A 25,574-nucleotide genomic window follows, 5' to 3' on the forward strand; every position below is an offset into this window, starting at 1 on the left:
TCACTCCTCGAGTCAGGACTGCTTGCCAAGGGCGCGGAGCCACTGGCGTTGGAGCCGCAGGTAGGGCTGGGGATTCACGGGTTTCCCGTTCCGGCGGACCTCGTAGTGGAGGTGGACGCCCGTTGCGTTTCCCGAGCGTCCCATGGCCCCCAGAATATCCCCGCGTGAAACCTTCTGGCCCACTTTCGCGTCCAGCCGGTTCAGGTGGGCGTACAGGGTTTCCTGGTCGTCGGTGTGGCGGACACGCACGCCCCAGCCGTAGCGGTCCATCCAACCCGCTTCCACGACTTCGCCATCGGCCGTGGCCTGCACGGGGGTGTCGATGGCGTTGCTGATGTCGATGCCCGTGTGGTACCCGAGCAGGCCATCACCTTCCTCATTGGATCTGGAGAAGGGGCTCACCCTGACGCCAAAACCCGAGCTGAGGTAGCCGGCGGTGGGCGGGATCGAGGGCGTGTGGGACCAGGCCCGAATCACCGGCTCCATGCGCGCACGCACCACGGCGGCCTGTTTCGAGGTGTAGTCGAGGTCCTGCCGCAGGCGCGAGAGGCGTTCCTGGGTTCCCGGTGGAAGGGGAGTGGCGTTCGGCTGGCCCGGCAGGGCGGGAAGGGGGGATCCGGCCGGGGCCTTGGGATCCAGCAGCTTCAACAGTTCCGTGTGCTGCTTGCGCAGGGTGGCCACTTCGCTTTCGAGGGCCTGGGCCTGGTCCAGTGAGGAACGCAGCTGCTCCTGCTGCTCCTGGGTCTCCTTGGCCAGACGGCCGAAGCTCATGATCTTCTTCGTGGCCCACAGGCCGTAGCCTGACCCGATCATGGCCAGGGCCCAGAAGCCCACGACGCCGCCCAGGACCCAGAGCATCAGCCGGCGGGTGAGGGACCAGCGGAAAGTCCGGTCGCTGAAGACCACCATCACCGTGAGCCAGCGCCCGGAATCAGGGCGGCTGGAGCGCAGGGCGCGGCGGCGTTCAGGCTGATGCGAGGACATGGCCCCCCAGCATACCTGGGAACAGTGACACAGGCGAATCGTCTTCTTACAACCAATGGTCTAGAGAGGTGCCAGCAACGACCTCGACAGCCAGTATTCCAATGCGTGCCCTGCGAAAAAGACGAGACCGATCAGGCTGTTCAAAGTGAAGAAGGCCTGGTCGATGTGGGTCAGGTCCCCGCTCCGCACAAGCCATTGTTCCCGGGCCAGCATGGCCGCGACCGCGCCCCATCCGGCCCAGGACCACAGGTGGCCACCCATCTGGTGGTTGAACAGGCCCCAGCAGACCAGGGCCCCGATGTGCAGGGCGCGGGACAGGAAGAGGGCCCCGCGGGTGCCCAGCTTCGAGGGGATCGAGTGGAGGCCCCTCGACCGGTCGAAGGCCTCGTCCTGCAATGAGTAGAGGATGTCGAAGCCCGCCGTCCAGGCCAGCACGCCCGCGGATAGCCACAGGGCCGGTGCTTCGACCCGCCCTGAAACGGCGATCCAGGCACCGAGGGGCGCGCCGGACAGGGACAACCCCAGCACCAGATGGGCCCAGGCCGTGAAGCGCTTGCAGAGCGAGTAGCCCAGGATGATGACCAGGGCCAGGGGGGAGAGGGCCCAGGTGAGGGGCCCGAGGGCTCCCGCGGCCAGGCCGAAGAGGACGATGCCAACGCCCAGGAGGGCCATGGCCGCCGCCTTCGACACCCGGCCGGCCGGCAAAGCGCGGCTGGCCGTACGCGGATTCTCGGCGTCCACATCCATGTCCACCAGACGGTTGAAGGTCATGGCGGCCGTGCGCGCGCCCACCATGGCCGCCAGGATCCACAGTGCCGTGCGCAGGGGGGGGAGCCCCTGCGCCGCTCCGATGGCTCCCAGCAGGGCGAAGGGCAGCGCGAACACCGTGTGCTCGAACTTGATCATGTCGAGCAGCTCTGGCAGCGACCGGAGCCCGGATCTGCTGGAATGGACGGGCTGATTGGATTCCCCCGGGCGTGGGGAGGCTGGATGGTCCGCCGGGTCGGCGGGCGGGGCCTGGGGGGCCTGGACTTGCTGCAGGTCGGGTTCAGAAGGTTCCATCGCCTCTCATGATCGGATGAAACCCTGCGTTTGTCTCCGAGGGTAGGGCCGACGCCGGTCCACCCCGAGTTCAGGTCTTCCGCAACATCAGCAGCGTGCGGTCATCCGGGTAGGGTGCCCCCTGGGTGAACCGGTCCAGCTCCCCGAGCAGGCCGGCGTCCAGGGCCGGGAGTGGTTCGCCGCGCCGGGCCCGCACGAAGGTGGTGAGGGCCTCGACGCCGAATTCCTCCTCCTGGGGATCGGTGGCTTCCGTGATGCCATCGGTGTACACCACCAGCAGATCGCCGGATTCCAGCTGGATCGTGGCCTCTTCGTACGGGTTGCCCGGCAGCATGGCCAGGGGCAGGCCCTGGGCTTCCAGGTTCCGGATCGTGCCACCCGGGCAGAGGAAGAGCGCGGGATTGTGGCCCGCGTTGGTGTAGGTGAGCGCGCCCGTCCGGGGATCAAGCAGGGCGAGGAAGGCGGTTACGAAGCGCCGGCCGTCGGTGTGGCGCGCCAGCATCCGGGAAAGCTGGAAGGCCAGGTCCGCCGTGGAGAGGTCGCGCTCGGTCCACGCCTCCAGAGTGGCCTGGAGCGAGGCCATCAGCAGGCCCGGACCCAAGCCCTTGCCGCTCACGTCCGCCAGACAGAAGAGCCAGCGTCCATCGCTCCGTGGCCACCAGCCGAAGAGATCCCCCGAGACCTGGCGGCTGGGCAGGTTGTTGCCATGGATTTCATAGCCTGCGATGTCCGGCGGGAAGCCCGGCAGCAGACCCTGCTGGATGTGGCGGGCCAGATCCAGTTCCTGATCCACCTTCTTGCGGGCCATGGCCTCCTCGCGCATGCGGCCCTGTTCCAGCTTGGCCGTGGCCAGATGAGCCAGGATGCTGGCCAGACGAAGATCCTCCTCGTTGAAGGGCGGGCGGGGAGGATGGGAGTCCAGGTAGAGCAGACCTTTCACGACGCCCTGGTGCTCCAGGGGGGTGACCATGGCCGAGGTGACCCCGCTGAGCATGAGGGAGGGCGAAGCAAGGCCCTGGTTGTCCCCGAAGTCGTTGAAGAGCACGGACTCCTTGCGCTCGAGGGCGGCGTCCACGAGGCTGCGTGCCAGCAGGATGGGCTGGTTGCCTTCAGGCCCACGGGAGGCCACGGTATGGAGCCCGGCCCGGTTGTCCTGGATCAGGACGGCAGCCCGCCAGGGTCTCAGCAGGGTCCAGAGGCGATCCAGGAGATGGGAGAGCAGCTGCTCGGGCGGGCTGTCCTCCAGCAGTTCCAGCGAGAGGGCCTGGATCTCGCGGATCACTTCCCGCAGGCGCAGGGTCTCCGGCGCCTCGCTGCGCCGATCCGGACCGGCCCGGAGGCGATCCAGCGGCAGCACGATGGAGCCCGCGGAAGAGGACGCATCCGATTCCGCGCCGATCCGGACGCGGGGCCCCTGCGAGGGGGAGCCCAGTCGGATGGGCACCTGGCCCAGCCGGATCTCGTCCTCCTCCCGCAGGGGATGGGGCACCGTGATGCGCTCACCGTTCAGGGACGTCCCGTTCAGAGAACCGAGATCCTCGAGGTAGGGAATCCCGTCCTTCAGGCTGATGCGAGCGTGGTGGCGGCTCAGGCTGGCATCGGGGATGGCCACGTCATTCTGTGAAGAGCGGCCCAGCGTCCAGGCCTTCGCCTCTCCCTCCAGCGGGATGGGTGGTCGACCGGGAATGTGCAGCACGAGCGGCTTCATGAGGCCTTCGAGGTCAAGAATGGGCTGGATCCGACTGGTGAATTACAGGCAAGGTACACCACCTTGCGCCAGCACGGTTGACCTATGATGAGGACGATCCCAAGGAAACCATGTCCCTACAGCCAGGTATCCATCTTGGCCCCTACGAGATCCTTTCACCCCTTGGTGCGGGTGGCATGGGTGAGGTGTGGAAGGCCAAGGACACTCGGCTGGATCGCTTCGTGGCCGTGAAGGTGCTTCCGGAACACCTGGCGAAGCATCCCGAATCGCTGGCCCGCTTCGAGCGGGAAGCCAAGGCCGTGGCTGCGCTGAACCATCCGAACATCACGGGGATCTTCGACCTCGGCACCACCGGGGGCACGGCCTACGTGGCGATGGAGCTGCTCGAGGGCGAGTCGCTGCGGACGCGGCTGGAGAGCGGTCCGCTCTCGCCGAAGAGGGCCACGGAGCTGGCCATCCAGCTGGCGCAAGGATTGGCGGCGGCCCACGAGAAGGGCGTGGTGCACCGCGACCTCAAGCCCGACAATCTGTGGATCACGAAGGATGGCCGCCTCAAGATCCTGGATTTCGGCCTGGCCAAGCAGCTCCCGGGCATCGGTCAGGGTTCGGATTCCTACCTGCCTACGGCGGCCATCCAGGCGGAACACCACACCGAGAAGGGCATGATCCTGGGCACGCTGGGCTACATGTCGCCGGAGCAGGTGCGGGGTGAGGCGGTGGATGCCCGCGCGGATCTGTTCAGCTTCGGCGTGGTGCTGTTCGAGATGCTGACGGGCAGGAGGGCCTTCGCCCGGGACACGGCCAGCGACACCATGGCGGCGATCCTGCGCGACGATCCGCCAGAGCTTGAAGGCACCAGCCGGCCCATTCCCATGGCCCTCCGCCGCATCATCGACCACTGCCTGGAGAAGGCGCCGGCGCGGCGGTTCCGCGATGCCCACGATGTGGCCTTCGCCCTGGAAAACCTGTCTTCGCCCGAGGGCCCGGCGCCCATCACGGCCCCCTTCGCGCCGCAGAACCGTCGGGCCACGCAGGCGTGGGCCCTGATCGCCGGGGCCGCCATGCTCGGCGCGGGCCTCGCGGGGTGGCTACTGCGCGGCGGCGCTCCGGCCCCGCCAACCTTCCAGCCGCTCACCAATGAGCGGGGCACCCTCAGCGCCGCTCGTTTCATCCCCAACACGTCCGAGGTCCTCTACAGTGCGCGCTGGGGAGTCCAACCCGAGCAGTGGTACACGCGCAAGCTCGAGCAGCCTGGGGTGCAGGCCGTTCCGGGCGGCGAGGGGCCCATCCTCTCCGTGACCCGGGATGGGGAAGTGTTGGCACTCACCCAGGCCTATCTCACGCACGGTCAGCTCTCCGGCCGCCTCTTCAGCCTGCCCGTCGTGGGCGGAAGCCCGAGGGAGTGGGCCGAGGGCACCTGGGGCTGCGACCAGGGGGAACGCAGCGGGGACATGGCTTGCATCCTCGGTTCCTACGGTGCGGAGATCCGCATCGAGTGGCCCCTGGGACACACCGTCTACCGCTGCCTGAATACCCTGCGGTCGCTGCGCATCCGGGGCGACCAGCTCGTGGTGTTCCAGGAAAAGCAGGGGAACGTGGAAGAGGGCGTGCTGCTCCTGCTGGACAGGAAGGGGCTGGTGCGGGAGCTCTGCAGCCTGAGGGGCTTCACGGGGCTGGCCTGGGGGCCCCGGGCCGATGAGATCTGGGTGTCGACCTATCACCGGGGCGAGAGCCGGATCCTGGCCCTGGACCTGGCGGGCAAGTCGCGAGTCCTCCTCCATCACGCCGGACGTTTGGAGATCCAGGATGTGGATGGGCGGGGCCGGGTGCTCGCGGCCCTCCACACCTACCAGCGCCACACCTTCGCCCACCTCGAAGGGGAGCCATCGGATCGGGATCTGGGGTGGCTCGACGCCCAGGCGACCATGGGCATGACGTCGGATGCAAGGACGGTCCTGCTGGCGAACCTCGGGGAGTGGTCCACCACCGAGGGCGCCCTGTACCTGCGGCCCATCGCCGGGGGCCCGGCCCAGCGGATGGGCATGGCCGGAAGCAGCCAGCCGACGCTCTCCTTGAACGGGAAATGGGTGGGCAGCTTCACGCGCGACCCGGAGTTCAGCCTGATCGTGACGCCCACGGGGCAAGGCATCGCCCGGAAGGTGCCCTTGCCGGAAATGCGGGATGGAGACATTTCCGCAAACGTCTTCAACGACGGGCGGCAAGCCTTCGTCTGGGGCAGCCTCAACCGGGGCCCCTTCGGCGGGTTCTCGCTGGACCTGGCGTCGGGTTCGATCCGCAAGGTCACCCGGGACGGCCTGTCCCCCTTCCTCTTCGAGTCTCCGTGCTCCCCCGATGGCCAGTGGCTGGCACTCATCGATGGCAACAAGACGGAGAAGGGCGCCAACCCGATCGTCATCATCCATCCAGACGGGACGGGAGAGCGCATCTACACCTGGCTGAAGCCGGGTGAGGCCATTTCCAGCTGGGGAGCGGATTCCGCCAGCCTCATCGTGTGGGACCGCAACCGCCTGCCCGCCGTGGTGGAGCGACTGGACCTCGCCACCGGGCGGCGCACGCGCATGGCCCAGATCACGCCCCCCGATCCCGCCGGCGTGCCGGGCATCCAGGGGGTCTTCCTCTCCCCGACCGGCACCCGCTACGCCTACAACTTCGTGCGAAGACTCTCGCAGCTCTACACCATCGAGGGGCTGAAATGATTCCGGCCTCTTTGCCCGGCCACCCTTGAGGAGATCCCTTTCGATGATCCGATCAGCCGCCCTAGCCATTCTCTGGTCCGCCCTCCTGGCAGCCCAGGCCGACCCTGCGCTGCTGCATGCCCGGAAGCTGCTCAAGTCCACCGTCCTCGTGGACGGACACAACGACCTGCCCTGGACGATCCGCGAGGACCCGAAGGCGCCCCGGGACGTGGAGGCCTACGACCTGCGCAAGAGGACCACCAGTGAGGTGGACCTGGCCCGACTGAAGCAGGGGCTCCTGGGTGCCCAGTTCTGGTCGATCTATGTGCCCGGGGAAACCAAGGAGGGCTTCGCCAAGGTCCAGCTGGAGCAGTTCGACATCGCCCGCCGCATGATCGCGAAATATCACGAGGCCCTGGAGCTGGCCTTGTCCACCTCGGACATCCGCCGCATCCGCGCCAAGGGCAAGCTGGCCTCCCTGCTGGGCATGGAGGGGGGGCACGTGCTGGAGAACTCCCTGGGGGCGCTTCGCACTTACCACGACCTCGGGGCGCGCTACCTGACGCTCACCCACAACGTGACCCTGGACTGGGCGGACGCGGCCATGGACAAGCCGACCCACGGCGGCTTGACGCCCTTCGGCAAGGAGGTGGTCCGCGAGATGAACCGCCTGGGCATGCTGGTGGACATCAGCCACGTGAACCCGGACGTCATGCGGGACGTGCTCGACACCAGCGAGGCCCCCGTCATTTTCTCGCACAGCTGTGCCAGGGCCCTGGTGGACCACCCCCGCAACGTGCCCGATGGCATCCTGCAGCGCATGGCCGGCAATGGCGGCGTGGTGATGGTGACCTTCATCCCGCCCTTCGTGAACCGGGCCTCCAGAGCGTGGGAGGCAGGCCTGGAGAAGGCGGCCAAGGGCATGAGCTACGACGAGGCGGGCTACAAGAAGCTCGAAGCCGACTACATCCAGGCCCAGGGCCCCTCGCCGAAAGCGTCGCTGAAGGACGTGGCGGACCACATCGACCATGTGGCCAAGGTCGCCGGCCATGACCACGTGGGCATCGCCTCTGACTTCTGGGGCGGCACGACGCCGGTGGGCCTGGAGGATGTCTCCAAATATCCCGACCTCTTCGCCGAGCTCATCCGCCGCGGCTGGAGCGACCGCGACTTGCGGAAGCTCGCCGGGGAGAACCTGCTGCGGGCCTTCGCCAAGGCCGAGGGAATTGCCAGGCGGCTGCAGAAACAACGCCCGGCCAGCACCGCCACCATCGAAGGTCTGGACCGCAAAAAGTAGGGTGGATCACCACCCCTCGACCCCTCCCCCGTCTGCCTCTGATGGACCCAACCCCACAAGGAACCATGTCCCTGCAAACTGGCACCAAGCTCGGCCCCTACGAGATCCTCGCGCCCCTGGGGGCTGGAGGCATGGGCGAGGTGTACAAAGCCAAGGACACGCGGCTCGATCGCCTGGTGGCCGTGAAGGTGCTGCCCGAGCACCTGGCGAAGAGTCCCGAGGCCCTGGCCCGCTTCGAGCGGGAGGCCAAAGCCGTGGCGGCCCTGAATCACCCCAACATCACGGGCATCTTCGACCTCGGGAACTCGGATGGCAAGGCCTACGTGGCGATGGAACTCCTCGAGGGCGAGTCGCTACGCACGCGCCTGGAGCAAGGTCCGCTCACGCCGCGAAAGGCTACCGAGCTGGCGATCCAGATGGCGCAGGGACTGGCTGCGGCGCACGAGAAGGGCGTGGTCCACCGCGACCTCAAGCCCGACAACCTGTGGGTCACGAAGGAAGGTCGCCTCAAGATCCTCGACTTCGGCCTGGCCAAGCAACTCCCGGGCATCGGCCAGGGCTCGGATTCCTACCTGCCCACGGCGGCCATCCAGCCGGAGCACCGCACCGAAGAGGGCATGATCCTGGGCACGCTCGGCTACATGTCGCCCGAGCAGGTGCGCGGTGAGGCTGTGGATGCCCGTGCGGATCTGTTCAGCTTCGGCGTGGTGCTGTTCGAGCTGCTCACGGGCAAGCGGGCCTTCGCCCGTGGTACGCCCAGCGACACCATGGCGGCCATCCTGCGGGACGACCCGCCCGATCTGGAGGGCCACAGCAAGCCGATCCCCCTGGCCCTGCGCCGCATCATTGACCACTGCCTGGAGAAGGCGCCTGCCCGGCGCTTCCGCGACGCCCACGACGTGGCCTTCGCCCTGGAGAACCTGTCCTCGTCCGACGGCACTGCGCCCATCACGGCGCCCTTCGCTCCCCAGAACCTGCGGGCCACGCGCATCTGGGCCGCCATGGGCCTCCTGCTTCTGCTGGCTGCAGGGGGCGGGGGTTGGGCCCTTGGCACCTGGCTCCAGGCGGGGCGCGGCCCCGTGCCCACGCCCGTGGCCCTGCGCCTTCTCACCACCAGCGGTCACGACACCTCCCCCGCCGTCAGTCCCGACGGCCGGACCATCGCCTTCAGCTCGGACCGGGATGGCCGATCGCGCATCTGGCTGAAGCAGCTCCGGGGCGGCGGGGAAGTGGCCCTCACGGAAGGGCGCGACGACTACCCGCGCTTCTCACCCGACGGCTCCTCCGTGCTGTTCATCCGGACCGAGGGGCGGAAGAGCTCCCTGCACCGCGCCGCGCTCCTCGGCGCGGACCCCCGGAAGGTGGCGGACAACGCCCTCTACGGGGACTGGTCCCCCGACGGCAGCCGCATCGCCTTCCTCCGGGAGCAGGTCGAGGGCGCCCGGACCATCACCCAGCTCCTGCTGGTCGACGTGAGTGGGGGCGGCGAGAAGGAACTGGCCCGCTTCTCGAACGAGCTGCTCTCCCATCCCCGCTGGAGTCCGGACGGCCGGCACATCGGCCTGAACAGCAGCCAGGGCACCTCGGGGGGCGCCATCGGCAATGCCTGGGTGGTGGACGTCAAGAGCGGGGCGATCCGGCAGTTCCCCTTCGCCAGCAAGTTCGGCGTGGGCTCGGCCCTGGCCTGGGTCACCTCCGAGGATTTCCTCTACTTCCAGTCGGAGTCCGTGGCCGGCAACGGCGTCTCGGTCAGCTCTTCCAAGGCCTACCGCCAGAGCCTCCGGGGCGGCCCGGCGCAGCCCCTCTTCTGGGCCCCCACGGCCGCACAGTGCGTGGACCTGCTGCCCGATGGCCGGGTGGTCTTCGACGGCATGTCCGGCCGGCAGAACCTCCGGGAATACACCCTCGCCGGGAAGGTGCCTCCGCGCTGGCTCACCCGGGGGAACATCAACGACCGGCAGCCGGTCTTCTCCCCGGACGGCGAGTGGGTGGTGTTCTCCTCCAACCGCTCCGGCAATCTGGATCTGTGGATGGTGTCCACGCGCACCGGCGCCCTCAAGAGCATCACGGAGGACGCCGCGGAAGACTGGGACCCTGGGTTCACGGCGGATGGTCGGCACCTGCTCTGGAGCTCGAACCGGAGCGGCGCCTTCGAGATCTGGAAGGCCGCCCTGGACGGGACCGGGGCGCACCAGGTGAGCCAGGATGGCGAGGACGCGGAGAACCCCACCGAGACCAGGGATGGAAAGTGGGTGGTCTTCACGTCTGCGAACCGGAACAAGCAGGGCCTCTGGAAGGTCCATCCAGACGGCAGCGGCGCGCAGCTGCTGGTCTCGGGTACCACGATCCTGCTGCCGGAGGTCTCGCCCGACGGTCAACATGTGCTGTACCAGAAGCAGGCCAACTCGCTGGACGTGACGCTCCACGTGTGCCGGGTGGAGGACGGTGCCGAAGTCCCCTTCACCATCCACATCCAGGGCCAGCGGAAGTCCGTCATCACCCTTGGCCGGGCCCGCTGGACCCCCGACGGACGCCGCATCGTCTTCACGGCACAGGACCAGCGCGGCCTGGACGGCGTCTGCATCCAGGACTTCGTGCCCGGCCGGGACACCACCGCCACCCGCCGCAACCTCGCTGGCTTCGACCCCGACTGGATCACCGAGTCCCTGGGCCTCTCCCCGGATGGGAAGCGGCTGGTGCTCTCAGAATCCGAGCGGGTGTTCAGCGTCATGGTCGCCGAGGGCGCCACGAGCCTCGTCCCCCAGCGCAGGGTGGCGAAATGAGGCTGACGGGCGCGGGGCCGGGGGTCGCTGGATGAGCGAAGGCATTGAAGGCGCCCGCGACCTCGTCCCGGACCCGTCCCGGGCCGAGACCCTGGCGGATCAGACCGACCGGCCCTCCGATCCCAACCTGTCGCAGGCGGAGACCTATGCGGGCGACTCCTCCGCATTCGAGGGGCCACCGCGTCCCCGCCCCGGGAAGGAGCCCGACTTCCCCGTGAAAGACTGGGACCGGTACGAGTTCCTGGGCTTCCTGGGCCAGGGTGGCATGGGCATGGTCTTCCTCGCCCGGGATCGCAAGCTCGGGCGCGAGGTGGCCATCAAGTTCGTGCGCCTGGAGGATGAGCGACACCTGCAGCGCTTCATGGTGGAAGCCCGCGCCCAGGCACGGGTGGACCACGAGCATGTCTGCAAGGTCTTCGAAGTCGGCGAGGTCGAGGGCCGGGTCTTCATCACCATGCAGCGCATCACTGGCGACTCTCTGGATGTGGCGACTTCGGGCCTGTCCCTGGAACAGAAGGTCATCGCCCTGCGGGACGCGGCCCGGGGCGTGCACGAGGCCCACCGCGTGGGCATCATCCACCGGGATCTGAAACCGTCGAACATCATGGTCGAGCGGGGGGAGGATGGCGCGCTGCGGACCTTCGTCATGGACTTCGGCCTGGCCCGCGAGTGGAACCAGGACGTCACGGAGACCGGCTCGGTGCTCGGCACACCCGCCTACATGTCGCCGGAGCAGGCCCGGGGCGAGCTCGACCTGCTGGACCGGCGTACGGACATCTACAGCCTGGGCGCCACGCTCTACCAGGTGACCACCGGCCGCCCGCCCGTCCCGGGCGCCAACGCGCTGGAGATCCTCAGCGCCATCGGCTCGGTGGACATCCAGCCCATGCGGGTCCACAGCCTGGACATCCCCAGGGACCTGGAGGCCATCACCCTCAAGTGCCTGGAGAAGGACCGCGCTCGGCGCTATGACTCCGCCAAGGCCCTGGCCGATGACCTGGACCGGTTTCTCGCGGGTGAGTCCGTCGTGGCGCGGCATGCCGGCCTCATCTACCGCACGCATCGCCGGTTCATGCGCCACAAGGCACTGGCCATCACTGGCACCGTGGCCGTGGTCCTGGTGCTCCTGGCCCTGGGCCTGGCCCTCAAGACCCGCCGGGACGCGGCCCGCCGGGAGCGCCTGGCCCAGCAGTTCATGGAGTCCATGGCCCGCATCGAATCACTGGCGAGGTATTCGGCCCTTTCCCCCCTGCATGACATCCGGCCCGACCTGCAGACCGTCCGGGCCCACATGACCCAGCTGCAGGAAGACATGCGACGGGCGGGTGCCCTGGCCAACGGACCCGGCCACTATGCCCTGGGCCGCGGGTACCTGACGCTGGACGACCAGGAGAAGGCCCGAGAGCATCTCCAGATGGCCTGGGACGCCGGGTATCGCGAGCCGCGAGTGGCTTTCGCGTTGGCCCTGGTACTGGGCCACCAGTACCAGGAAAAGCTCCTGGAAGCGGAGCGCATGCCATCGGCGGATCAGCGCGAGGCGCGAACGCGGCAGATCGACGCCACCCTGCGCACCCCGACCCTCGGCTTCCTTCGGCAGGCCCGGGGGGCGGACGTGCCTTCGCCCGCCTACCTGGAAGCGCTCATGGCGTTCTACGAAGGGCGGCTCGATGAGGCGCTGGCGCGGCTGAAGGCACTGGGAAGCGAACTGCCCTGGTTCTTCGAGGCCCCGCTGCTCCGGGGCTCGCTCCTGCAGGCCCGGGCCTGGACTTGGTGGAACCAGGGAAAGCCAGAGGCCGCGCTCGCGGACTTCGAGACCGGCCGTCGCGACCTGGCCGCTGCCGCGGCCAGTGGGCGCAGCGCACCGGCCGCCTACGCGGCGCTCGCGGAGCTGGAGCTCAACGCGCTGATCATGGAGAAGTACGGCCAGGGCCAAGTGCGGCCCGCCTTCGAGCGGGGCATGGCGGCCGTGAGGCAGGCCCTGGCGGCGCAACCCGACCATGTGGCCTCGCTGATTCTCCAGGCCGCCCTCCTTGGGCAGTACGCCGACTCCCTGACGACGCGCGGCGAGAACGCCGACGCCCTGGTGCAGGAGGCGGTGGCGGTGGCCTGGCAGGCGCAGCGCGCAGGCCCAGCCCGGGTGGACGCCTGGGTGGCCCTCGGCAAGGCCTACTACCAATGGGGCAATGCCCGGCAGGAGAAGAACCTGGATCCCACGGAGCAGCTGGAGAAAGGGCTGAAGGCGCTCGAATCCCTGTCTCTGGAGAAACGGGATTACACGGTGGAGAACCACCTCGGCCTCATCCACCAGACCTGGTCAGATTACGAGGACCAGCAGGGCAGGGACCCCTCGGGCCACCTGAGCGGCGCCATCGCGGCCTATGAGCGGGCCACGCAGATGGAGCCGCACCTGCTGCCGGCCTGGATCAACCTGGGTACGTGCCTCCAGCAGCGGGCTGGGCTGCCGCGGGCGGCCGACCCGGAGGCCGACCTGCAGACGGCCCTCCAGGTGCTGGCGCAGGCCCACACCCTGAACCCCAGGCATTTCGTCCCCTACTACGTGCAGGGGAAGGTGCTGTTCAGCTTGGCGCTGCGCAAACAGGAGCGGGGCGAGAACCCGGAACCTGACCTGCTGCAGTCGGTGGACGCGAACCGCCGGGGGCTGGCCATCAACGCGGGCATTCCCCACCTGCACAATGGCGTGGGGGTGGCCCAGCTGCTCCTGGCGCGCCAGGCCTGGGATACCGGACGCGATCCGAAACCCTTCCTCGCCGGTGCTGATCGCGCGTTCCGCAAGGCCATCGAGGTGGCTCCGAAGCAGGTGCTCGGCTACATCAACCTGGGTGACCTGCTCATCTGGAAGGCCCGGCATGGCCAGGGGGCCATCGACCTCCAGGCGGCCCTGGAGGCCGAGACCATGCTGCGCAGAGGCCTGGCCGTGTCTCCTGGCGATCAGGGCTCTCTGGTGAACCTGGGACGGCTGGCGGCCGTCCGCGTCGAAGGGAGCCTCCGGCATGGCGGTGAGTTCGCTTCGTTCCAGGCTGGCGGGGAGGCGGTCCTGGCCAAGGTGCTGACCCGCGATCCCCGGCACCGCGACGCCCTCGAGTATCTGGGCGAGCTGCGGACCGCCGCTGCCATGGCGAAGGCCCGCCGGGGTCAGGCCCAGGCGAAGGATTTCGAAGTGGCCGACCAGATCCTGGCCAGGGCCCTGGAGATCCTTCCGGATTCACAGGAATCCTGGCTGCAGCGGGCCCGCCTCTGTCTGGCCCGCGCGGAGTGGGAGCGGAGCACGGCCCGGGATCCGGCTCCCAGCCTGGCGTCCGGGGAAGCCTGCCTGGCCCGCGTCCTGAAGGTCCGGCCGAAGCTGGGCGAGGCCATCGCCCTGCAGGGGGCCCTGAAACTGGAGGAGGCCAGGAGCCTTTCCGCATCCTCCAGGACGCGACGAGTCGAGGAGGCCCAGCAGGCCTTCCGCGAGGCCTTTTCCCTCAACCGGAACCTGATGGGGGAGTGGAAATCCCTGGCGGACTCCACCCAGTCCCTGGCGCGGCCAGCCTCGTGATCAGGGTTCCGCGGAGAGCCGGGGCTTGGTCAGCCCGTCACCTTGATGGTGCCCGTGCCGCCGGTCGTTGCCTTCGGCATGATGGACAGACTGGCCTCGAGGGCGGCCTGGGCCTGCTCCGGGCTGGGCTCCGGCGCGGGGTTCTCCGGTTCCTCGTGGGTGGGCTTGGGAGACATGGGAACCTCCTGATGGAAAGGGGAGAAGGGTCCAGGATTCTGAGACTCAAATCCTGGTGGAGTTGGAACTGGGCCAAGCCTAGTCGCTTCATGGAGAAAACCAAAGGATTTTGTCGGGACAGCTTTCCGGGGGATAGAAGTTGATGCTGACTCAGACGAGGGTGGAACCTATCCTGATGGTTTGACCGAAAGAGGTGACCATGACCCGCGTGCTCTTCCAGACCGACAAGGGCGACATCAACCTGGACCTGTTCCCGAAGGAGGCGCCGGGCACTGTGGCGAACTTCGTGAAGCTCATCGAAGCGGGCTTCTACGATGGCCTGGCCTTCCACCGCGTGATCCCCGACTTCGTCATCCAGGGTGGCTGCCCCAACACCAAGGCCGGCGCCTCGGGCATGCCCGGTACTGGCGGCCCCGGCTGGAAGATCAAGTGCGAGACGGCCGGCAATCCCCACAAGCACAAGCTGGGCGCCCTCTCCATGGCCCACGCGGGCCCGAACACGGGCGGCAGCCAGTTCTTCATCTGCAACGGCAGCGCCCCCAGCCACCTCGATGGCGTCCACACGGTCTTCGGCCAGTGCGCCTCTGAGGCAGACGTCAAGGTCGTCCAGGCCATCAAGGCCAACGACCGGATCGTCAAAGCGACGGTGGTGGAAGCGTAGAAGGTCCCAACTCGCGCAGAATCGGGCGGCACAGCCGCCCGATTCTGCGTTAAGAACGGCAATGGGAGGAACCGATGCCTGAACGGTGCGGCTGGTGCGGTACCGATCCGCTCTACATCGCCTACCACGACGAGGAGTGGGGCGTTCCCCAGCACGATGACCGCCGGCTCTTGGAGAAGCTGGTCCTCGAAGGGGCCCAGGCGGGATTGAGTTGGATCACCATCCTGCGCAAGCGGGCGGCCTACAGGAGGGCTTTCCACGGGTTCGACCCCGTGAAGGTCGCGGCCATGACGGATGCAGACTTGGAGGCCGTCCTGCTGGATCCGGGCATCGTGCGGAACCGGCTGAAGGTCTTCTCGGCCCGGAAGAACGCCCTGGCCTTCCTGGCCGTCCAGCGGGAGTTCGGCAGCTTCGACGCCTTTCTCTGGGCTTTCGTGGGAGGCCGGCCGCAGGTGAACCATCCGAAGGCGCTGAAGGACGTTCCCGCGGTGACGCCCGAAGCCGAGGCGTTGAGCAAGGCCCTCAAGAAGCGCGGTTTCACCTTCGTGGGGCCCACGATCATGTACGCCTACATGCAGTCCATGGGCCTGGTGGATGATCACCTCACCACCTGCTGGCGCAAGGCACTCTAGAACTCTTTTCGCGAACGCGAAAAGAGTTAGGAAACGCTAGACTGAAGGATCCGGAGTCCCTGTGTCCAAGCCCTTCTACGTCACCACGCCCATCTACTACGTGAACGACCGGCCCCACATCGGCCACACCTACACCACAGTGTTGGCCGACGTCATCGCGCGGTTCCATCGCATGCGCGGCGAACAGGTGTTCTTCCTCACGGGCACCGACGAGCACGGCCAGAAAGTGGAAAAGGCCGCCGCGGCCCGGGGCATCACGCCCAAGCAACTGGCGGACGAGGTGGTGGCCAACTACACCGAGCTATGGAAGCAGATGGGTATGACCCACTTCCGGTTCATCCGCACCACCGACCAGGACCACAAAGACCAGGTGCAGCGCCTCTTCAAGCGCCTGCTGGACAAGGGCGACATCTACAAGGCCACCTACAAGGGCCTCTACTCCGTCAGCGACGAGGCCTACGTTACCGAGACCCAGGCCAAGGAGCTGCAGGCCCAGGGCTTGGCCCACCAGCTGGTGGAACTGGAGGAGGAGACCTACTTCTTCCGGCTCAGCGCCTATCAGGACCGTCTCCTGAAGCTCTACGAGGAGCGGCCCGACTTCGTGCAGCCGGACTTCCGCTTCAACGAGGTGAAGCGCTTCGTGGAGGGCGGCCTCCAGGACCTCTCCATCAGCCGCACCAGCATCAGCTGGGGCATCCCGGTGCCGGGCGACGAGAAACACGTCATCTACGTCTGGTTCGATGCCCTGCTGAACTACCTGACGGGCTGCCCCGCCAACAGCTGGCCGCCCGATCTGCAGATCGTCGGCAAGGACATCCTCCGCTTCCACGCCGTCTACTGGCCCGCCTTCCTCATGGCCGCGGGCATGTTCCAGCCCACGACCATCCTGGCCCACGGCTGGTGGCTCATGGGCGAGGACAAGATGTCCAAGAGCAAGGGCAACGTGGTGCGCCCGGACACGCTGCTGCGCTTCGGCAACGACGCCCTGCGCTTCTACTTCATGCGCGACATGCAGGTGGGTCACGACCGGGGCTTCAGCTACGAGGGCTTCATGGACCGGCTCAACGCCGACCTGGCCAACGGCCTGGGCAACCTGGCCTCCCGCACGCTGAGCATGATTCAGCGCTACCGGGATGGCATCGTCCCCACCCCTGTCGTGATGGACGCATTGGATCAGGAGATGGCCACGCAGCTGCTGGCGGTCTTCCCCGAGTACCTCGAAAAGGCCCGGGCCAATGACTTCCACGCAGCCCTGAACGCACTCTGGACCTACCTGCGGACTTTGGATGGCTACATCGTCAAGGCCGAGCCGTGGAAGCTGGCCAAGGACCCGGCCAACGATCCCAAGCTGGATGCCGTGCTGGCGAACCTCTACCGGGCCTTGCGCGCGACCGCCCTGCTGGTGGCGCCGGTGATGCCGGAGATCGCGCAGACCCTCTGGGAATCTCTGGGGCACAGCACCAGGGTGGCTGAGACCACCTTCCACGGCTTCGCCCTGGACGGCCCGGCCATCGGTCCCATCGGCGATCCGAAACCCCTGTTCCAGCGCATCGACAAGGAGAAGGAATTGAGCGAATTGGAAGCCACCGCAGCACCTGCCGCTGACGCCAAGCCCACCCTGGATGTGCCGGAGATCCGCGAAGTCGTGGATGCCGACACCTTCTTCAAGGTGGATCTGCGCGTCGGAAAGATCCTCGAGGCCGAGCGCGTCCCCAAGAGCGACAAGCTCATCAAGATGAAGGTCGACATCGGCCTGGAGCAGCGCACCATCGTGGGCGGCATCGGCAAGGCCTACGAACCGGCGGATCTGCTTGAAAAGCTGGTGGTCGTGGTAGCCAACCTGGCGCCCCGGAAGCTCATGGGCATCGAAAGCCACGGCATGCTGCTGGCCGCCAGCGACAACGCCAGCAAGCCCTACCTGGTGGCGCCTCCAAACGACGCCCAGCCCGGGTTCCTGGTGAAGTGAAGCGTCCCGTCTTCGCCTTCGAGGCAGAACTTCTCACCGATGCGCCCTTCGACCACATCGCCGGGCGGCTCCGACGCGAAGGACCGCAGGCCTTCAAGAGTCTCGGCGCGTTGAGCGCCTGGGCCATACCGGAAGACGACTCCGGGCGGTTGGTGTGCCGCTGGGAGCGGATGATTGGGGGCGCAGAAGAGTCCGGTTCACTCACCCTCGCCCCGGACGCCAAAGGCGCCCACCTGCGCCTGGAGGGCCGCATGAGGGGCTGGCCCGCCTTCCTGCTCTTCGGGTTGCTGCGCTGGCGGACGGACCGGCTGCTGGATCGCTTCGTGGAGGAGCTGTGACGGCCGTGCTCTGGATGAAGTCGAGTTGTACCACCTGCCGCAACGCCAAGGCGAAACTGGCGGAGCTGGGCATCGCAGTCGAGATCCGCGACTACTTCAAGCAGCCCCTGGAGGCTGCAGAGCTGGACCGCCTGCTGCCGGCCGACCCCAGTCCCATGCTGGGCACCAAGAGCCCCAGGTACAAGGAACTCGGCCTGAAGGACCGCAAGCTCAGCAAAGCCGAGGCCATCAGCCTGATGGTCGCCGACAACAACCTGCTCAAGCGGCCCATCCTGGTGCACCCCAAGGGTGTGATCATTGGATTCGATGCGGGTGCCTATGCCACCCTGGTCTCCTGAAGGAGGTCCCATGCGCTTCTACAGCTGGAATGTAAACGGCTTCCGCTCAGTCCTGAAGAAGGGCTTCATGGATTGGCTGGAGGAGACGGAGCCGGATGCACTCTCGCTCCAGGAGATCCGCTCCGAGTGGGAAGAGGTGGACCTCGGCGTGCGCCGGCAGCTGGAGAGCGCCTACGACGTGTGCTGGTTCCCCGCCACCAGCAAGAAGGGCTACGCGGGGTCGGCCACGCTCACGAAGAAGGACCTGGGCTTCAAGCACACCAAGGGATTGGGCATCGAGGGCTACGACGCCGAAGGGCGCATGATCGTCTCCCGGAAGGACAAGCTGGTCTTCATCGCGGGCTATTTCCCGAACGCCTCGCAGGGACTGGTGCGGCTGCCCTTCAAGCGCCAGTTCGCCAAGGATCTCGCGGCCATCGTGGCGAAGCATCACAAGGCGGGGGATCAGGTGATCCTCACCGGCGACATGAACGTGGCCCCGGAGGAGATCGATCTGGCCCGGCCCAAGGACAACACCAAGAACCCGGGCTTCACGCCGGAGGAACGCGAGGACTTCAAGCTCTACCTGGGCGCCGGTCTGGCGGACGTGCTGCGGGAGCGGAACCCGACCACACCCGGCCTCTACACCTGGTGGACGGCCCGCGGCGGGGCGCGGGAGCGGAACGTGGGCTGGAGGATCGACCTCTTCCTGGCCAGCCGCGACCTGATGAAGCAGGTGAAGGACGTCCGCATCCATGCCGATGTGCTGGGTTCGGATCACTGCCCCATCAGCCTCGAACTGGCATGAGAAAGGGCCCCGGTCGGGGCCCTTTCCCGGAGCGTCATCCGCCTACTTGATGTTCTTGAGGGAGGGATCCTTCAGCATGTCCTTGGCGGTGGCGGCGTTCTTCCCGTTGGGAGCCAGTTCCACGTACTTCTGCAGGTTGTGCTTGGTGCCTTTGAGGTTGTTCTCGCCGAACTCGACCATGGCCAGGAGGAAGTGCGCCTCGGCATACTTCGGGTCGACTTCGAGGGCCTTGGTCAGGTGGGCCTTGGCCTCCTTGGTCTTCCCCGCATTGAAGGCCTCCACGCCCTTGTTGTAGATCAGGTCCGGGTTCGGCCCCTGGAGGGTCTCGAGCAGGGTGGTGTACTTCTGCTCGGCAGCCTTGTCGGCCTTGGCCTTGCTGGTCTCGATGAGGCCGAGGATCACTCGCTCGTCCTTGGGATTGCGCTCCAGCGCCTTCAGGAGGTAGGGCTCAGCCTCCTCCTTCTTGGAACCGGCCTGGGCGATGCAGATGCCCAGCACGCGTTCGATCTTGAGGAGTTCGGGGGCGAGGTCGGCCTTGGCCTGATCGTCCTTCAACTTGTCCTTGGCTTCCGTGAGCGTCTTGAACGCCTTGTCGACCAGTGGGAGGGCTTCCTCGTACTTCCCCTCGTTGTAGAGCGGAATGGCCGAGTTGAAGGCATCTCGGCCTGCGATATCCAGAGACGCACCAGGATCCTCGGAGCTGGCCTGCTGGCCTCCAGCCGTGAGGGCCTGTGTTCTGGCCTCCGCAGGCGTCAGGAGGGTGATGTTCTTGACGATGACATCTGCGAGCGGAATCTTCACAGGCGATTCCGTGTAGGTGACATAGCCTTCAGCCGTGACCGTCATGGTGAAGTCCTTGGGTTCCAGGCCCACCTGCAGGAAGTTGCCATTCTTGTCCGGAATGAGGTCCTTGCTCCAGTTGCGGTCGACCCGCTTGAGGTTGACCTTGGAACCGGGGATGGGCTTGCCCTCCTTGTTGAGGACCTTTCCGGAAATCCGGCCGGTCTGTTCTGCGTGGACCGATAGGCAAATGGCGGGGAGCATAAGCGCGAGAGCGAGGCGTCGCATGGGTCTTCCTCCAACCCCATCATCGTTCCACAGGGCTGCGTTTATACCGAGTGCTTTTCGTCAAAAATAGCCCTCACCAGAGACGATAGGCCCGGGAAGGGGCGCGAATCCGGGCCGGATGCAGGAAAATTCGGGCTGTGGTAGGCTTCCCCGCAGACAAGTCCTGAAAGTGTTCGAGGTAGCCCATGACTCCAGCGGTGCCGGAAGCCTCCTTGACGGCCCTGATGCACCTTCTGACCGAACAGGCTCTGCTGTCGATGGGCGTTCCACATCCGATGGTGAAGGAGGCCCCTCCTGCGAACCCTGCGGTGGCAAGGTTCTACGTCGACCTTCTCAGCGTGCTGAAGGAGAAGACGGAGGGATCGCGGTCGGAAGCTGAAACCGCCCAGCTGGAGGAAATCCTCTACCAGCTGCGCATGCGCGTGATGGATCTCAAACCTGCGGCGGACACGCCCGCGGCCCCGAAGTCATGAGCGGCAGGAGGATCAGCATGGGATTCTTGCAGGCCTTCCGGACGGCTCTCCTGTTGGCCACCATGGTCGCGTCTCTCGCTGCGGCGCCTTCGGTTCCGGCGGCCCGACCCGTGCCGCTGGCCCCCCCCCTGGCATCTTCCGTGAACGACCCGGTGCCGGCCATCGCGCTCAGCCACCGGGCACGGCATCTGATGGCCGCCCTCGCCAAGGGCGATGCGGAGGCTGTCCGTGCGGCGCAGCTGGAAGTCGAGGCCCTCCGCCGGACCTACTCCACGCTGGATGTGGCCCCCCTGGTCGAGGCCATGGCCCTCTGGGCCCGCAAACAGGGCATGGATGGAAACGTGGCCCTGGGGCTGGAGGGACTGCAAGCCGTCGAGCGCTGGGCCCCGGAACACCCGACCCTGCTGGGTACGCGCATCACCCTCATGAGGCAGCAGGGGATCCAGGGCTGGCTCTGGAGTTTCCCCGACCTCCTGAGGCTGACCCGGCATCGCATGGAACACCCAGCCCATCGTTGGCTCTGGATGGTCCAGCACCTCGGCATGCTCCGTCTCGCCGCGACCCTGCTCCTCTGGGGCTGGGCCCTGACCATGGGCCTCCGGTACCGCAACGTCCTCCGGCACCTGTGGGAGGAACCTCTCAAGCGCCGGGGCGTTTCCCCGATCCTAGCCGCCCTCCTGGGGGCCCTGATCCTGACCGCGCCCGTCATCCTGGGCCTGGACCCGATGGTGGCGGCCATCCTCTGGCTCTTCCTGCTCGCCCCCTTCCTGCTCGCCGCCGAGGTGAAGGTGACGGCCTTCATCCTGGTGCTGCAGCTGGTCCATCCGGCCCTGGCCGCCCTCGAACCCTGGGCCGCCCGGGAACCCCAGCCCAGCCTCATGACGCTGCAACTGCAGCCCCAGGTCCAGCCGATCTCCCCATCGACCCTCCGGCTGCTTCCGCCCTCCGACCAGGCCTTCCTGGCCGGCTGGAGCCAGCTGCAGAACCAGGACTGGAAAGCTGCAGAGACCACCTTCCAGGGCTTGGTAGGTCGGCACCCCGACCAGGCCGCCGTACTCAACAACCTCGGTGTGGCCAAGTGCCAGTCGGGCGATGGGCCCGGCGCCGACAAGGCCTTCGAGATGGCGCTCCTGGCCGGGCCGAAGATGGAGGTCCTGCTGAACCAGAGCATCCTCGCCTTCAACCGGTTGGATACCGCCCAGGGGGCCTCCAAGCGGGATGATGCCCAGGCGGCCGCACCTGAGGCCTACGCGCTTCTGATCGCGCTGAACGACGCGCAGAAGGAAGTCCGGACCTATCCGATCCCCCTTCCGGACACGCCGGAGCGGGTGCAGGCCCTGGCGGAAGCCGCCGGGGGAAGCCGGGGGGTCGAGGCCTTCCGCCTCACGGAACGAGCCTTCCTGTTCGCCCTGCTGCTGCCCATCCTCGGCCTCATCGCCTTCCTCGCGCGAGTCAGGGCCAGCGTCCGCATGGCGCATCCGACCCAGTGCGTCCGCTGCGGCGAGCCGTTCCACACCACGGACAGCCCTGATACCGAGGTCTGCCAGAAATGCCACCACCTCTTCGTCCTGCGGGACGGCCTCCACGCGGAGAACCGCCGGAAGAAGCTCGACGAGGTGGCGGGCCACCAGCAGGCCACGCGCTGGATGCACAAGTCGCTCATCGTCCTGCTGCCCGGTTGCGACCTCTCCTTCCTGGGAGAGACCCGCGAAGGGCTGGTCGAGTTCCTGCCCTTCTGCCTGGCGGTGGGGATGGTTCTCGCCACAGGCCGCTCGGTGCGCTATCCCGGTGAGATCCTGGCGGATCCCACCTCCACCTGGCTGGCCGTGGGTGCCGCCCTCGTGGCCCTCTACTACGTCCGCTCCTGGCTGAAGCTCGTCTTGAGGAGGGTCTGACATGGCGCTGGAAGGATCCCTCCGGGACTTCGACCTCTTCTCCCTGTTCAACATGATCAAGATCCAGGGGAAGAACGGCACCCTGGTGCTCTCTCAGGGCCAGGAGTTCGTCAAAGTCTTCTTCGAGAACGGCGAGATCGTGGGTTGCGATTCGAACCAGGTCCGCATGGAAGACCGGCTCGGCACCATGCTGGTCCGCCTTGGGCGCCTGACGGGTGAGGAACTCCTGGGCATGGTCCAGGTCCAGCGTCAGACCCTCAAGCGCATGGGAACCCTCCTGCTGGAAAGCGGCAAGGTCACGCCTTCGGATCTGCAGGACGCCCTGTTCAACCAGGCCACGTCGATCCTCCATCGCACCTTCCGGTGGGTGGAGGGCGACTACCGCTTCGATTCCATGCTGCCGCCGGACCTCGACCGCGACCATTTCGTCCCGATCCCGGTGGACACCGTGCTGATGGAGGCGGCCCGGATCCAGGACGAGTGGCCGGAGGTGGAGCGGCGCCTGCCCGGCATGGACGTGCCACTTGGCAAGTCTCCGCGCGCCCAGTCCCTCCACCTCGACATCGACCGGGACGTGTCGTCCGTTCTGGACGGCAAGGGGCAGATGCAGCACGGAACCTCCGGGCTCACCCATGAGCAGGAGATGGTGCTCTCGTATTTCGACCATGCCCAGGCCATCAAGGATGTGGTCCAGGTCAGCCGCTACGAGGAACTGGATACTTGCAAGGCCATCGCCGACCTCATCGAAGCCGGATTGCTGGAACCCATCACCGGCGACGCCCCGAAGGTGGTGCGCCCCTGGGTGGTGGATGGCCATCCCGATCTGGTGCCCGGGGAATGGGAGGCCAGCCGCTTCCTCTGGCCCATCGTGGCCCTGGCGTTCGTGGTGCCTCTCGCCCTGTATGTTCCCCACCATCGCGGTTCCATGAACATGGGACTCGCCAGCCTCCAGCCCGTGGACGTGCGGGTGGTGCCCGAGGGGCCGACGCGGCTCCGGCAGGCCTGGGCCCTGCGGTTGGCCTCGCCGAAGGACGGTGGTGTCATGCTGGCCAAGGCCCTGGGACGCCCCCTGGATGGAATGAACCCCGTCCCGGACCTCTCGAAATTCCCGGATCCCATGGCCCAGCCGGTCGCGCCGCCTCCGGAACCTGCCCCCACCCCCAAGAAGTAAGGATTTCCGATGTTCGTGCACCAGCGCCAGGGTTCCCTGGAGGTGATCTGCGGTCCCATGTTCTCCGGCAAGTCCGAGGAACTCATCCGGCGCATCAAGCGGGCCATCATCGGCAAGCAGAAGGTCCAGGTCTTCAAGCCGGCCCTGGACGACCGCTACGATGCCTCCGCCATCGCGAGCCACAGCCAGCGCAAGCACGAGGCCATCCCGGTGAAGGACACCGTGGAACTGGCCCGCCTTCTCGATCCCGAGGCGCAGGTGGTGGCTCTGGACGAGGTGCAGTTCATGGACGAGGGGCTCATCCCCATCATCGAGGACCTGGCCAACCGCGGCGTGCGCGTCATTGCCGGGGGGCTCGACCAGGACTCGAACGGCGAACCCTTCGGCATCATGCCGCTGCTGCTGGCAAAGGCGGAGTATGTCACCAAGCTGCAGGCCATCTGCATGGTCTGCGGAGCCCTTGCCGGCCGCACCCAGCGCATGGTGCACACCGGCGGCCAGGTGCTGGTGGGTGCCGCGGAAGCCTACGAGGCCCGCTGCCGCCACTGCCACGAAGTGCCCCACGCCACCGGGGACCGGCTGCTCGAGGATCTTACCCAGAGGTCGTGATTTTCCAGATCGTCAAGCTGATCGCCGACATGACAGGCATCCTCCCCGTGGAACGGGATGGGCCCCTGGCCTGGCTTTGACGCAGCGGTAGACTGGCTCCGGCGCGCTGCTGCAGCGCTGTTTCCACCCATCCATCGCCCGAGGCTTCAGGGCACACCAGGAGGTCCCCATGGCTGGCGCCTACGCCACCTTCACCCACATCACCGACTACATGGGCTTCGAGGGCCTGCTCACCGACGAGGAGCGGATGATCCGCGAGTCGGCCCGCAAGTTCATCAACGCTGAAGTCCTGCCCATCATCGAGCAGCACGCCCAGGCCCAGACCTTCCCCAAGCACCTCATCCCCATGATGGGTGAGTTGGGCTTCTACGGTCCCTCGCTGCCGGAGGAATACGGCTGCATGGGTGTCTCCAACGTGGCCTATGGCCTCCTGATGTACGAGCTGGAGCGCGGTGACTCTGGCCTGCGCTCCTTCGCTTCGGTGCAGGGCAGCCTGGTCATGTGGCCCATCTACGCCTACGGCAGCGAGGAGCAGCGGAAGCACTGGCTGCCCAAGTTGGCGACTGGCGAGAAGGTCGGCTGCTTTGGCCTCACCGAGCCCGACTTCGGCTCAAACCCTGGCGGCATGCTCACCAAGGCCGTGCGCGAGCCCGGCGGCAAGTGGCGCATCAACGGCACCAAGATGTGGATCACCAATGGGACCGTCGCCGACGTGGCCGTGGTCTGGGCCCAGACTGAGGATGGCATCCGCGGCTTCCTGGTCGAGAAGGGCACTCCCGGCTTCAGCGCCCCCGAGATGAAGGGCAAGTGGAGCCTGCGGGCCAGCACCACGTCGGAGCTCGTCCTCGAGGACGTGATCGTGGACGAGGCCAAGTCCCTGCTGCCCAACGTGAAGGGCCTTAAGGGCCCCCTGGGCTGCCTCACCCAGGCCCGCTACGGCATCGCCTGGGGCGCCCTGGGCGCCGCGGACGCCTGCTACCAGTGCGCGCTCGATTACGCGAAGAGCCGCATCCAGTTCGACAAGCCCATCGCCAGCTACCAGCTGCAGCAGGAAAAGCTGGCCTGGATGGTCACCGAGCTCACCAAGGGACAGCTGCTGGTCCACCAGCTGGGCCGCCTCAAGGACGCCAAGACCTACACCACCGCCCAGGTCTCCATGGCGAAGATGAACAACGTGAACGTGTCTCTCGAGATCTGCCGCAAGGCCCGCACCATCCTCGGCGCCAACGGCATCCTGGACGAGTACCCCATCATGCGCCACATGGCCAACCTCGAAAGCGTCTACACCTACGAGGGCACGCACGACATGCACACCCTCATCATCGGCCAGGAGGTCACGGGGATTCCGGCTTACCGCTAAAGGTTTGTTCTGA

The 25,574-nt window shown here is 67.0% G+C and carries 20 protein-coding genes; 15 read left to right on the forward strand and 5 right to left on the reverse strand.

The features are described from left to right. Window positions 1–12 precede the first annotated feature (12 nt). The 3 genes from QOZ81_RS07885 to QOZ81_RS07895 form a co-directional block, all read right to left on the reverse strand. Window positions 13–984, reverse strand: a complete 972-nt coding sequence (locus QOZ81_RS07885; RefSeq protein WP_291199144.1) for a M23 family metallopeptidase — start codon at window positions 982–984, stop codon at window positions 13–15. A 60-nt stretch (window positions 985–1,044) separates the two neighbouring features. Further along, window positions 1,045–2,046, reverse strand: coding sequence for a UbiA-like polyprenyltransferase (locus QOZ81_RS07890; RefSeq protein WP_291199142.1), 1,002 nt, complete (start codon window positions 2,044–2,046; stop codon window positions 1,045–1,047). Between the two features lie 70 nt (window positions 2,047–2,116). Next, window positions 2,117–3,754, reverse strand: a complete 1,638-nt coding sequence (locus tag QOZ81_RS07895) for a SpoIIE family protein phosphatase (protein ID WP_291199141.1) — start codon at window positions 3,752–3,754, stop codon at window positions 2,117–2,119. A 110-nt stretch (window positions 3,755–3,864) separates the two neighbouring features. Here QOZ81_RS07895 and QOZ81_RS07900 point away from each other — a divergent pair, with 110 nt between their 5' ends. The 4 genes from QOZ81_RS07900 (at window position 3,865) to QOZ81_RS07915 (ending at window position 14,086) form a co-directional block, all read left to right on the forward strand. After that, window positions 3,865–6,471, forward strand: a complete 2,607-nt coding sequence (locus tag QOZ81_RS07900; RefSeq protein WP_291199140.1) for a serine/threonine-protein kinase — start codon at window positions 3,865–3,867, stop codon at window positions 6,469–6,471. Between the two features lie 43 nt (window positions 6,472–6,514). Beyond that, window positions 6,515–7,747, forward strand: a complete 1,233-nt coding sequence (locus QOZ81_RS07905) for a dipeptidase (RefSeq protein ID WP_291199139.1) — start codon at window positions 6,515–6,517, stop codon at window positions 7,745–7,747. A 65-nt stretch (window positions 7,748–7,812) separates the two neighbouring features. After that, the gene (locus tag QOZ81_RS07910; protein WP_291199138.1) at window positions 7,813–10,530 is read left to right on the forward strand and encodes a protein kinase domain-containing protein; all 2,718 of its coding nucleotides are present in this window, start codon (window positions 7,813–7,815) and stop codon (window positions 10,528–10,530) included. A gap of 31 nt (window positions 10,531–10,561) precedes the next feature. Then, window positions 10,562–14,086, forward strand: a complete 3,525-nt coding sequence (locus tag QOZ81_RS07915) for a serine/threonine-protein kinase (protein WP_291199137.1) — start codon at window positions 10,562–10,564, stop codon at window positions 14,084–14,086. Between the two features lie 29 nt (window positions 14,087–14,115). On the opposite strand, the gene QOZ81_RS07920 is transcribed toward QOZ81_RS07915, so the two are convergent. Beyond that, window positions 14,116–14,262 (reverse strand): hypothetical protein, encoded by a 147-nt coding sequence (locus QOZ81_RS07920; RefSeq protein WP_291199136.1) that lies wholly within the window; start codon window positions 14,260–14,262, stop codon window positions 14,116–14,118. A 200-nt stretch (window positions 14,263–14,462) separates the two neighbouring features. Here QOZ81_RS07920 and QOZ81_RS07925 point away from each other — a divergent pair, with 200 nt between their 5' ends. The 6 genes from QOZ81_RS07925 (at window position 14,463) to QOZ81_RS07950 (ending at window position 18,985) form a co-directional block, all read left to right on the forward strand. Further along, complete coding sequence (locus tag QOZ81_RS07925) at window positions 14,463–14,924, forward strand: peptidylprolyl isomerase (protein WP_291199135.1); 462 nt, start codon at window positions 14,463–14,465, stop codon at window positions 14,922–14,924. A 74-nt stretch (window positions 14,925–14,998) separates the two neighbouring features. Further along, on the forward strand, window positions 14,999–15,556 hold the full coding sequence (locus QOZ81_RS07930) for a DNA-3-methyladenine glycosylase I (protein ID WP_291199134.1): 558 nt from the start codon (window positions 14,999–15,001) through the stop codon (window positions 15,554–15,556). Between the two features lie 61 nt (window positions 15,557–15,617). After that, complete coding sequence (gene metG, locus QOZ81_RS07935; protein WP_291199133.1) at window positions 15,618–17,522, forward strand: methionine--tRNA ligase; 1,905 nt, start codon at window positions 15,618–15,620, stop codon at window positions 17,520–17,522. Continuing rightward, a complete protein-coding gene (locus QOZ81_RS07940; protein WP_291199132.1) occupies window positions 17,519–17,860 on the forward strand; it encodes a hypothetical protein in 342 nt (113 codons plus the stop codon). Before metG ends, QOZ81_RS07940 begins: the two co-directional genes overlap by 4 nt. After that, the gene (locus QOZ81_RS07945) at window positions 17,857–18,198 is read left to right on the forward strand and encodes an arsenate reductase family protein (RefSeq protein WP_291199131.1); all 342 of its coding nucleotides are present in this window, start codon (window positions 17,857–17,859) and stop codon (window positions 18,196–18,198) included. Before QOZ81_RS07940 ends, QOZ81_RS07945 begins: the two co-directional genes overlap by 4 nt. Before the next feature lie 10 nt (window positions 18,199–18,208). After that, window positions 18,209–18,985, forward strand: a complete 777-nt coding sequence (locus tag QOZ81_RS07950; protein WP_291199130.1) for an exodeoxyribonuclease III — start codon at window positions 18,209–18,211, stop codon at window positions 18,983–18,985. 42 nt (window positions 18,986–19,027) lie between these two features. Here the strand turns inward: QOZ81_RS07950 and QOZ81_RS07955 are convergent, their stop codons facing one another. After that, window positions 19,028–20,053, reverse strand: coding sequence for a carboxypeptidase regulatory-like domain-containing protein (locus tag QOZ81_RS07955; protein ID WP_291199129.1), 1,026 nt, complete (start codon window positions 20,051–20,053; stop codon window positions 19,028–19,030). Between the two features lie 185 nt (window positions 20,054–20,238). Between QOZ81_RS07955 and QOZ81_RS07960 the strand changes: the two genes are divergently transcribed. From QOZ81_RS07960 to QOZ81_RS07980, 5 genes are all read left to right on the forward strand, one after another. Next, window positions 20,239–20,526, forward strand: coding sequence for a DUF1844 domain-containing protein (locus QOZ81_RS07960; protein ID WP_291199128.1), 288 nt, complete (start codon window positions 20,239–20,241; stop codon window positions 20,524–20,526). A gap of 17 nt (window positions 20,527–20,543) precedes the next feature. Further along, on the forward strand, window positions 20,544–22,421 hold the full coding sequence (locus tag QOZ81_RS07965) for a tetratricopeptide repeat protein (protein WP_291199127.1): 1,878 nt from the start codon (window positions 20,544–20,546) through the stop codon (window positions 22,419–22,421). A 1-nt stretch (window position 22,422) separates the two neighbouring features. Next, window positions 22,423–23,592, forward strand: a complete 1,170-nt coding sequence (locus tag QOZ81_RS07970; RefSeq protein ID WP_291199126.1) for a DUF4388 domain-containing protein — start codon at window positions 22,423–22,425, stop codon at window positions 23,590–23,592. A gap of 9 nt (window positions 23,593–23,601) precedes the next feature. Continuing rightward, complete coding sequence (locus tag QOZ81_RS07975) at window positions 23,602–24,201, forward strand: thymidine kinase (protein ID WP_291199125.1); 600 nt, start codon at window positions 23,602–23,604, stop codon at window positions 24,199–24,201. A 169-nt stretch (window positions 24,202–24,370) separates the two neighbouring features. Continuing rightward, window positions 24,371–25,561 carry an acyl-CoA dehydrogenase family protein gene (locus tag QOZ81_RS07980; protein ID WP_291199122.1) on the forward strand — a complete coding sequence of 397 codons (1,191 nt, stop codon included), beginning with the start codon at window positions 24,371–24,373 and terminating at the stop codon, window positions 25,559–25,561. Window positions 25,562–25,574 lie beyond the last annotated feature (13 nt).

Source organism: Geothrix sp. (genome assembly GCF_030219325.1).
Taxonomy (GTDB): Bacteria; Acidobacteriota; Holophagae; order Holophagales; family Holophagaceae; genus Geothrix.

What these genes read in the sequence shown, in the direction of transcription:
- QOZ81_RS07920 (WP_291199136.1), bottom strand. Translation starts at nt 14,262, where the DNA reads ATGTCTCCCAAGCCCACCCACGAGGAACCGGAGAACCCCGCGCCGGAG.
- QOZ81_RS07950 (WP_291199130.1), top strand. Translation starts at nt 18,209, where the DNA reads ATGCGCTTCTACAGCTGGAATGTAAACGGCTTCCGCTCAGTCCTGAAG.
- QOZ81_RS07905 (WP_291199139.1), top strand. Translation starts at nt 6,515, where the DNA reads ATGATCCGATCAGCCGCCCTAGCCATTCTCTGGTCCGCCCTCCTGGCA.
- QOZ81_RS07890 (WP_291199142.1), bottom strand. Translation starts at nt 2,046, where the DNA reads ATGGAACCTTCTGAACCCGACCTGCAGCAAGTCCAGGCCCCCCAGGCC.
- QOZ81_RS07915 (WP_291199137.1), top strand. Translation starts at nt 10,562, where the DNA reads ATGAGCGAAGGCATTGAAGGCGCCCGCGACCTCGTCCCGGACCCGTCC.
- QOZ81_RS07930 (WP_291199134.1), top strand. Translation starts at nt 14,999, where the DNA reads ATGCCTGAACGGTGCGGCTGGTGCGGTACCGATCCGCTCTACATCGCC.
- QOZ81_RS07970 (WP_291199126.1), top strand. Translation starts at nt 22,423, where the DNA reads ATGGCGCTGGAAGGATCCCTCCGGGACTTCGACCTCTTCTCCCTGTTC.
- QOZ81_RS07960 (WP_291199128.1), top strand. Translation starts at nt 20,239, where the DNA reads ATGACTCCAGCGGTGCCGGAAGCCTCCTTGACGGCCCTGATGCACCTT.
- QOZ81_RS07910 (WP_291199138.1), top strand. Translation starts at nt 7,813, where the DNA reads ATGTCCCTGCAAACTGGCACCAAGCTCGGCCCCTACGAGATCCTCGCG.
- QOZ81_RS07885 (WP_291199144.1), bottom strand. Translation starts at nt 984, where the DNA reads ATGTCCTCGCATCAGCCTGAACGCCGCCGCGCCCTGCGCTCCAGCCGC.
- QOZ81_RS07965 (WP_291199127.1), top strand. Translation starts at nt 20,544, where the DNA reads ATGGGATTCTTGCAGGCCTTCCGGACGGCTCTCCTGTTGGCCACCATG.
- QOZ81_RS07925 (WP_291199135.1), top strand. Translation starts at nt 14,463, where the DNA reads ATGACCCGCGTGCTCTTCCAGACCGACAAGGGCGACATCAACCTGGAC.
- QOZ81_RS07980 (WP_291199122.1), top strand. Translation starts at nt 24,371, where the DNA reads ATGGCTGGCGCCTACGCCACCTTCACCCACATCACCGACTACATGGGC.
- QOZ81_RS07895 (WP_291199141.1), bottom strand. Translation starts at nt 3,754, where the DNA reads ATGAAGCCGCTCGTGCTGCACATTCCCGGTCGACCACCCATCCCGCTG.
- QOZ81_RS07955 (WP_291199129.1), bottom strand. Translation starts at nt 20,053, where the DNA reads ATGCGACGCCTCGCTCTCGCGCTTATGCTCCCCGCCATTTGCCTATCG.
- QOZ81_RS07975 (WP_291199125.1), top strand. Translation starts at nt 23,602, where the DNA reads ATGTTCGTGCACCAGCGCCAGGGTTCCCTGGAGGTGATCTGCGGTCCC.
- QOZ81_RS07900 (WP_291199140.1), top strand. Translation starts at nt 3,865, where the DNA reads ATGTCCCTACAGCCAGGTATCCATCTTGGCCCCTACGAGATCCTTTCA.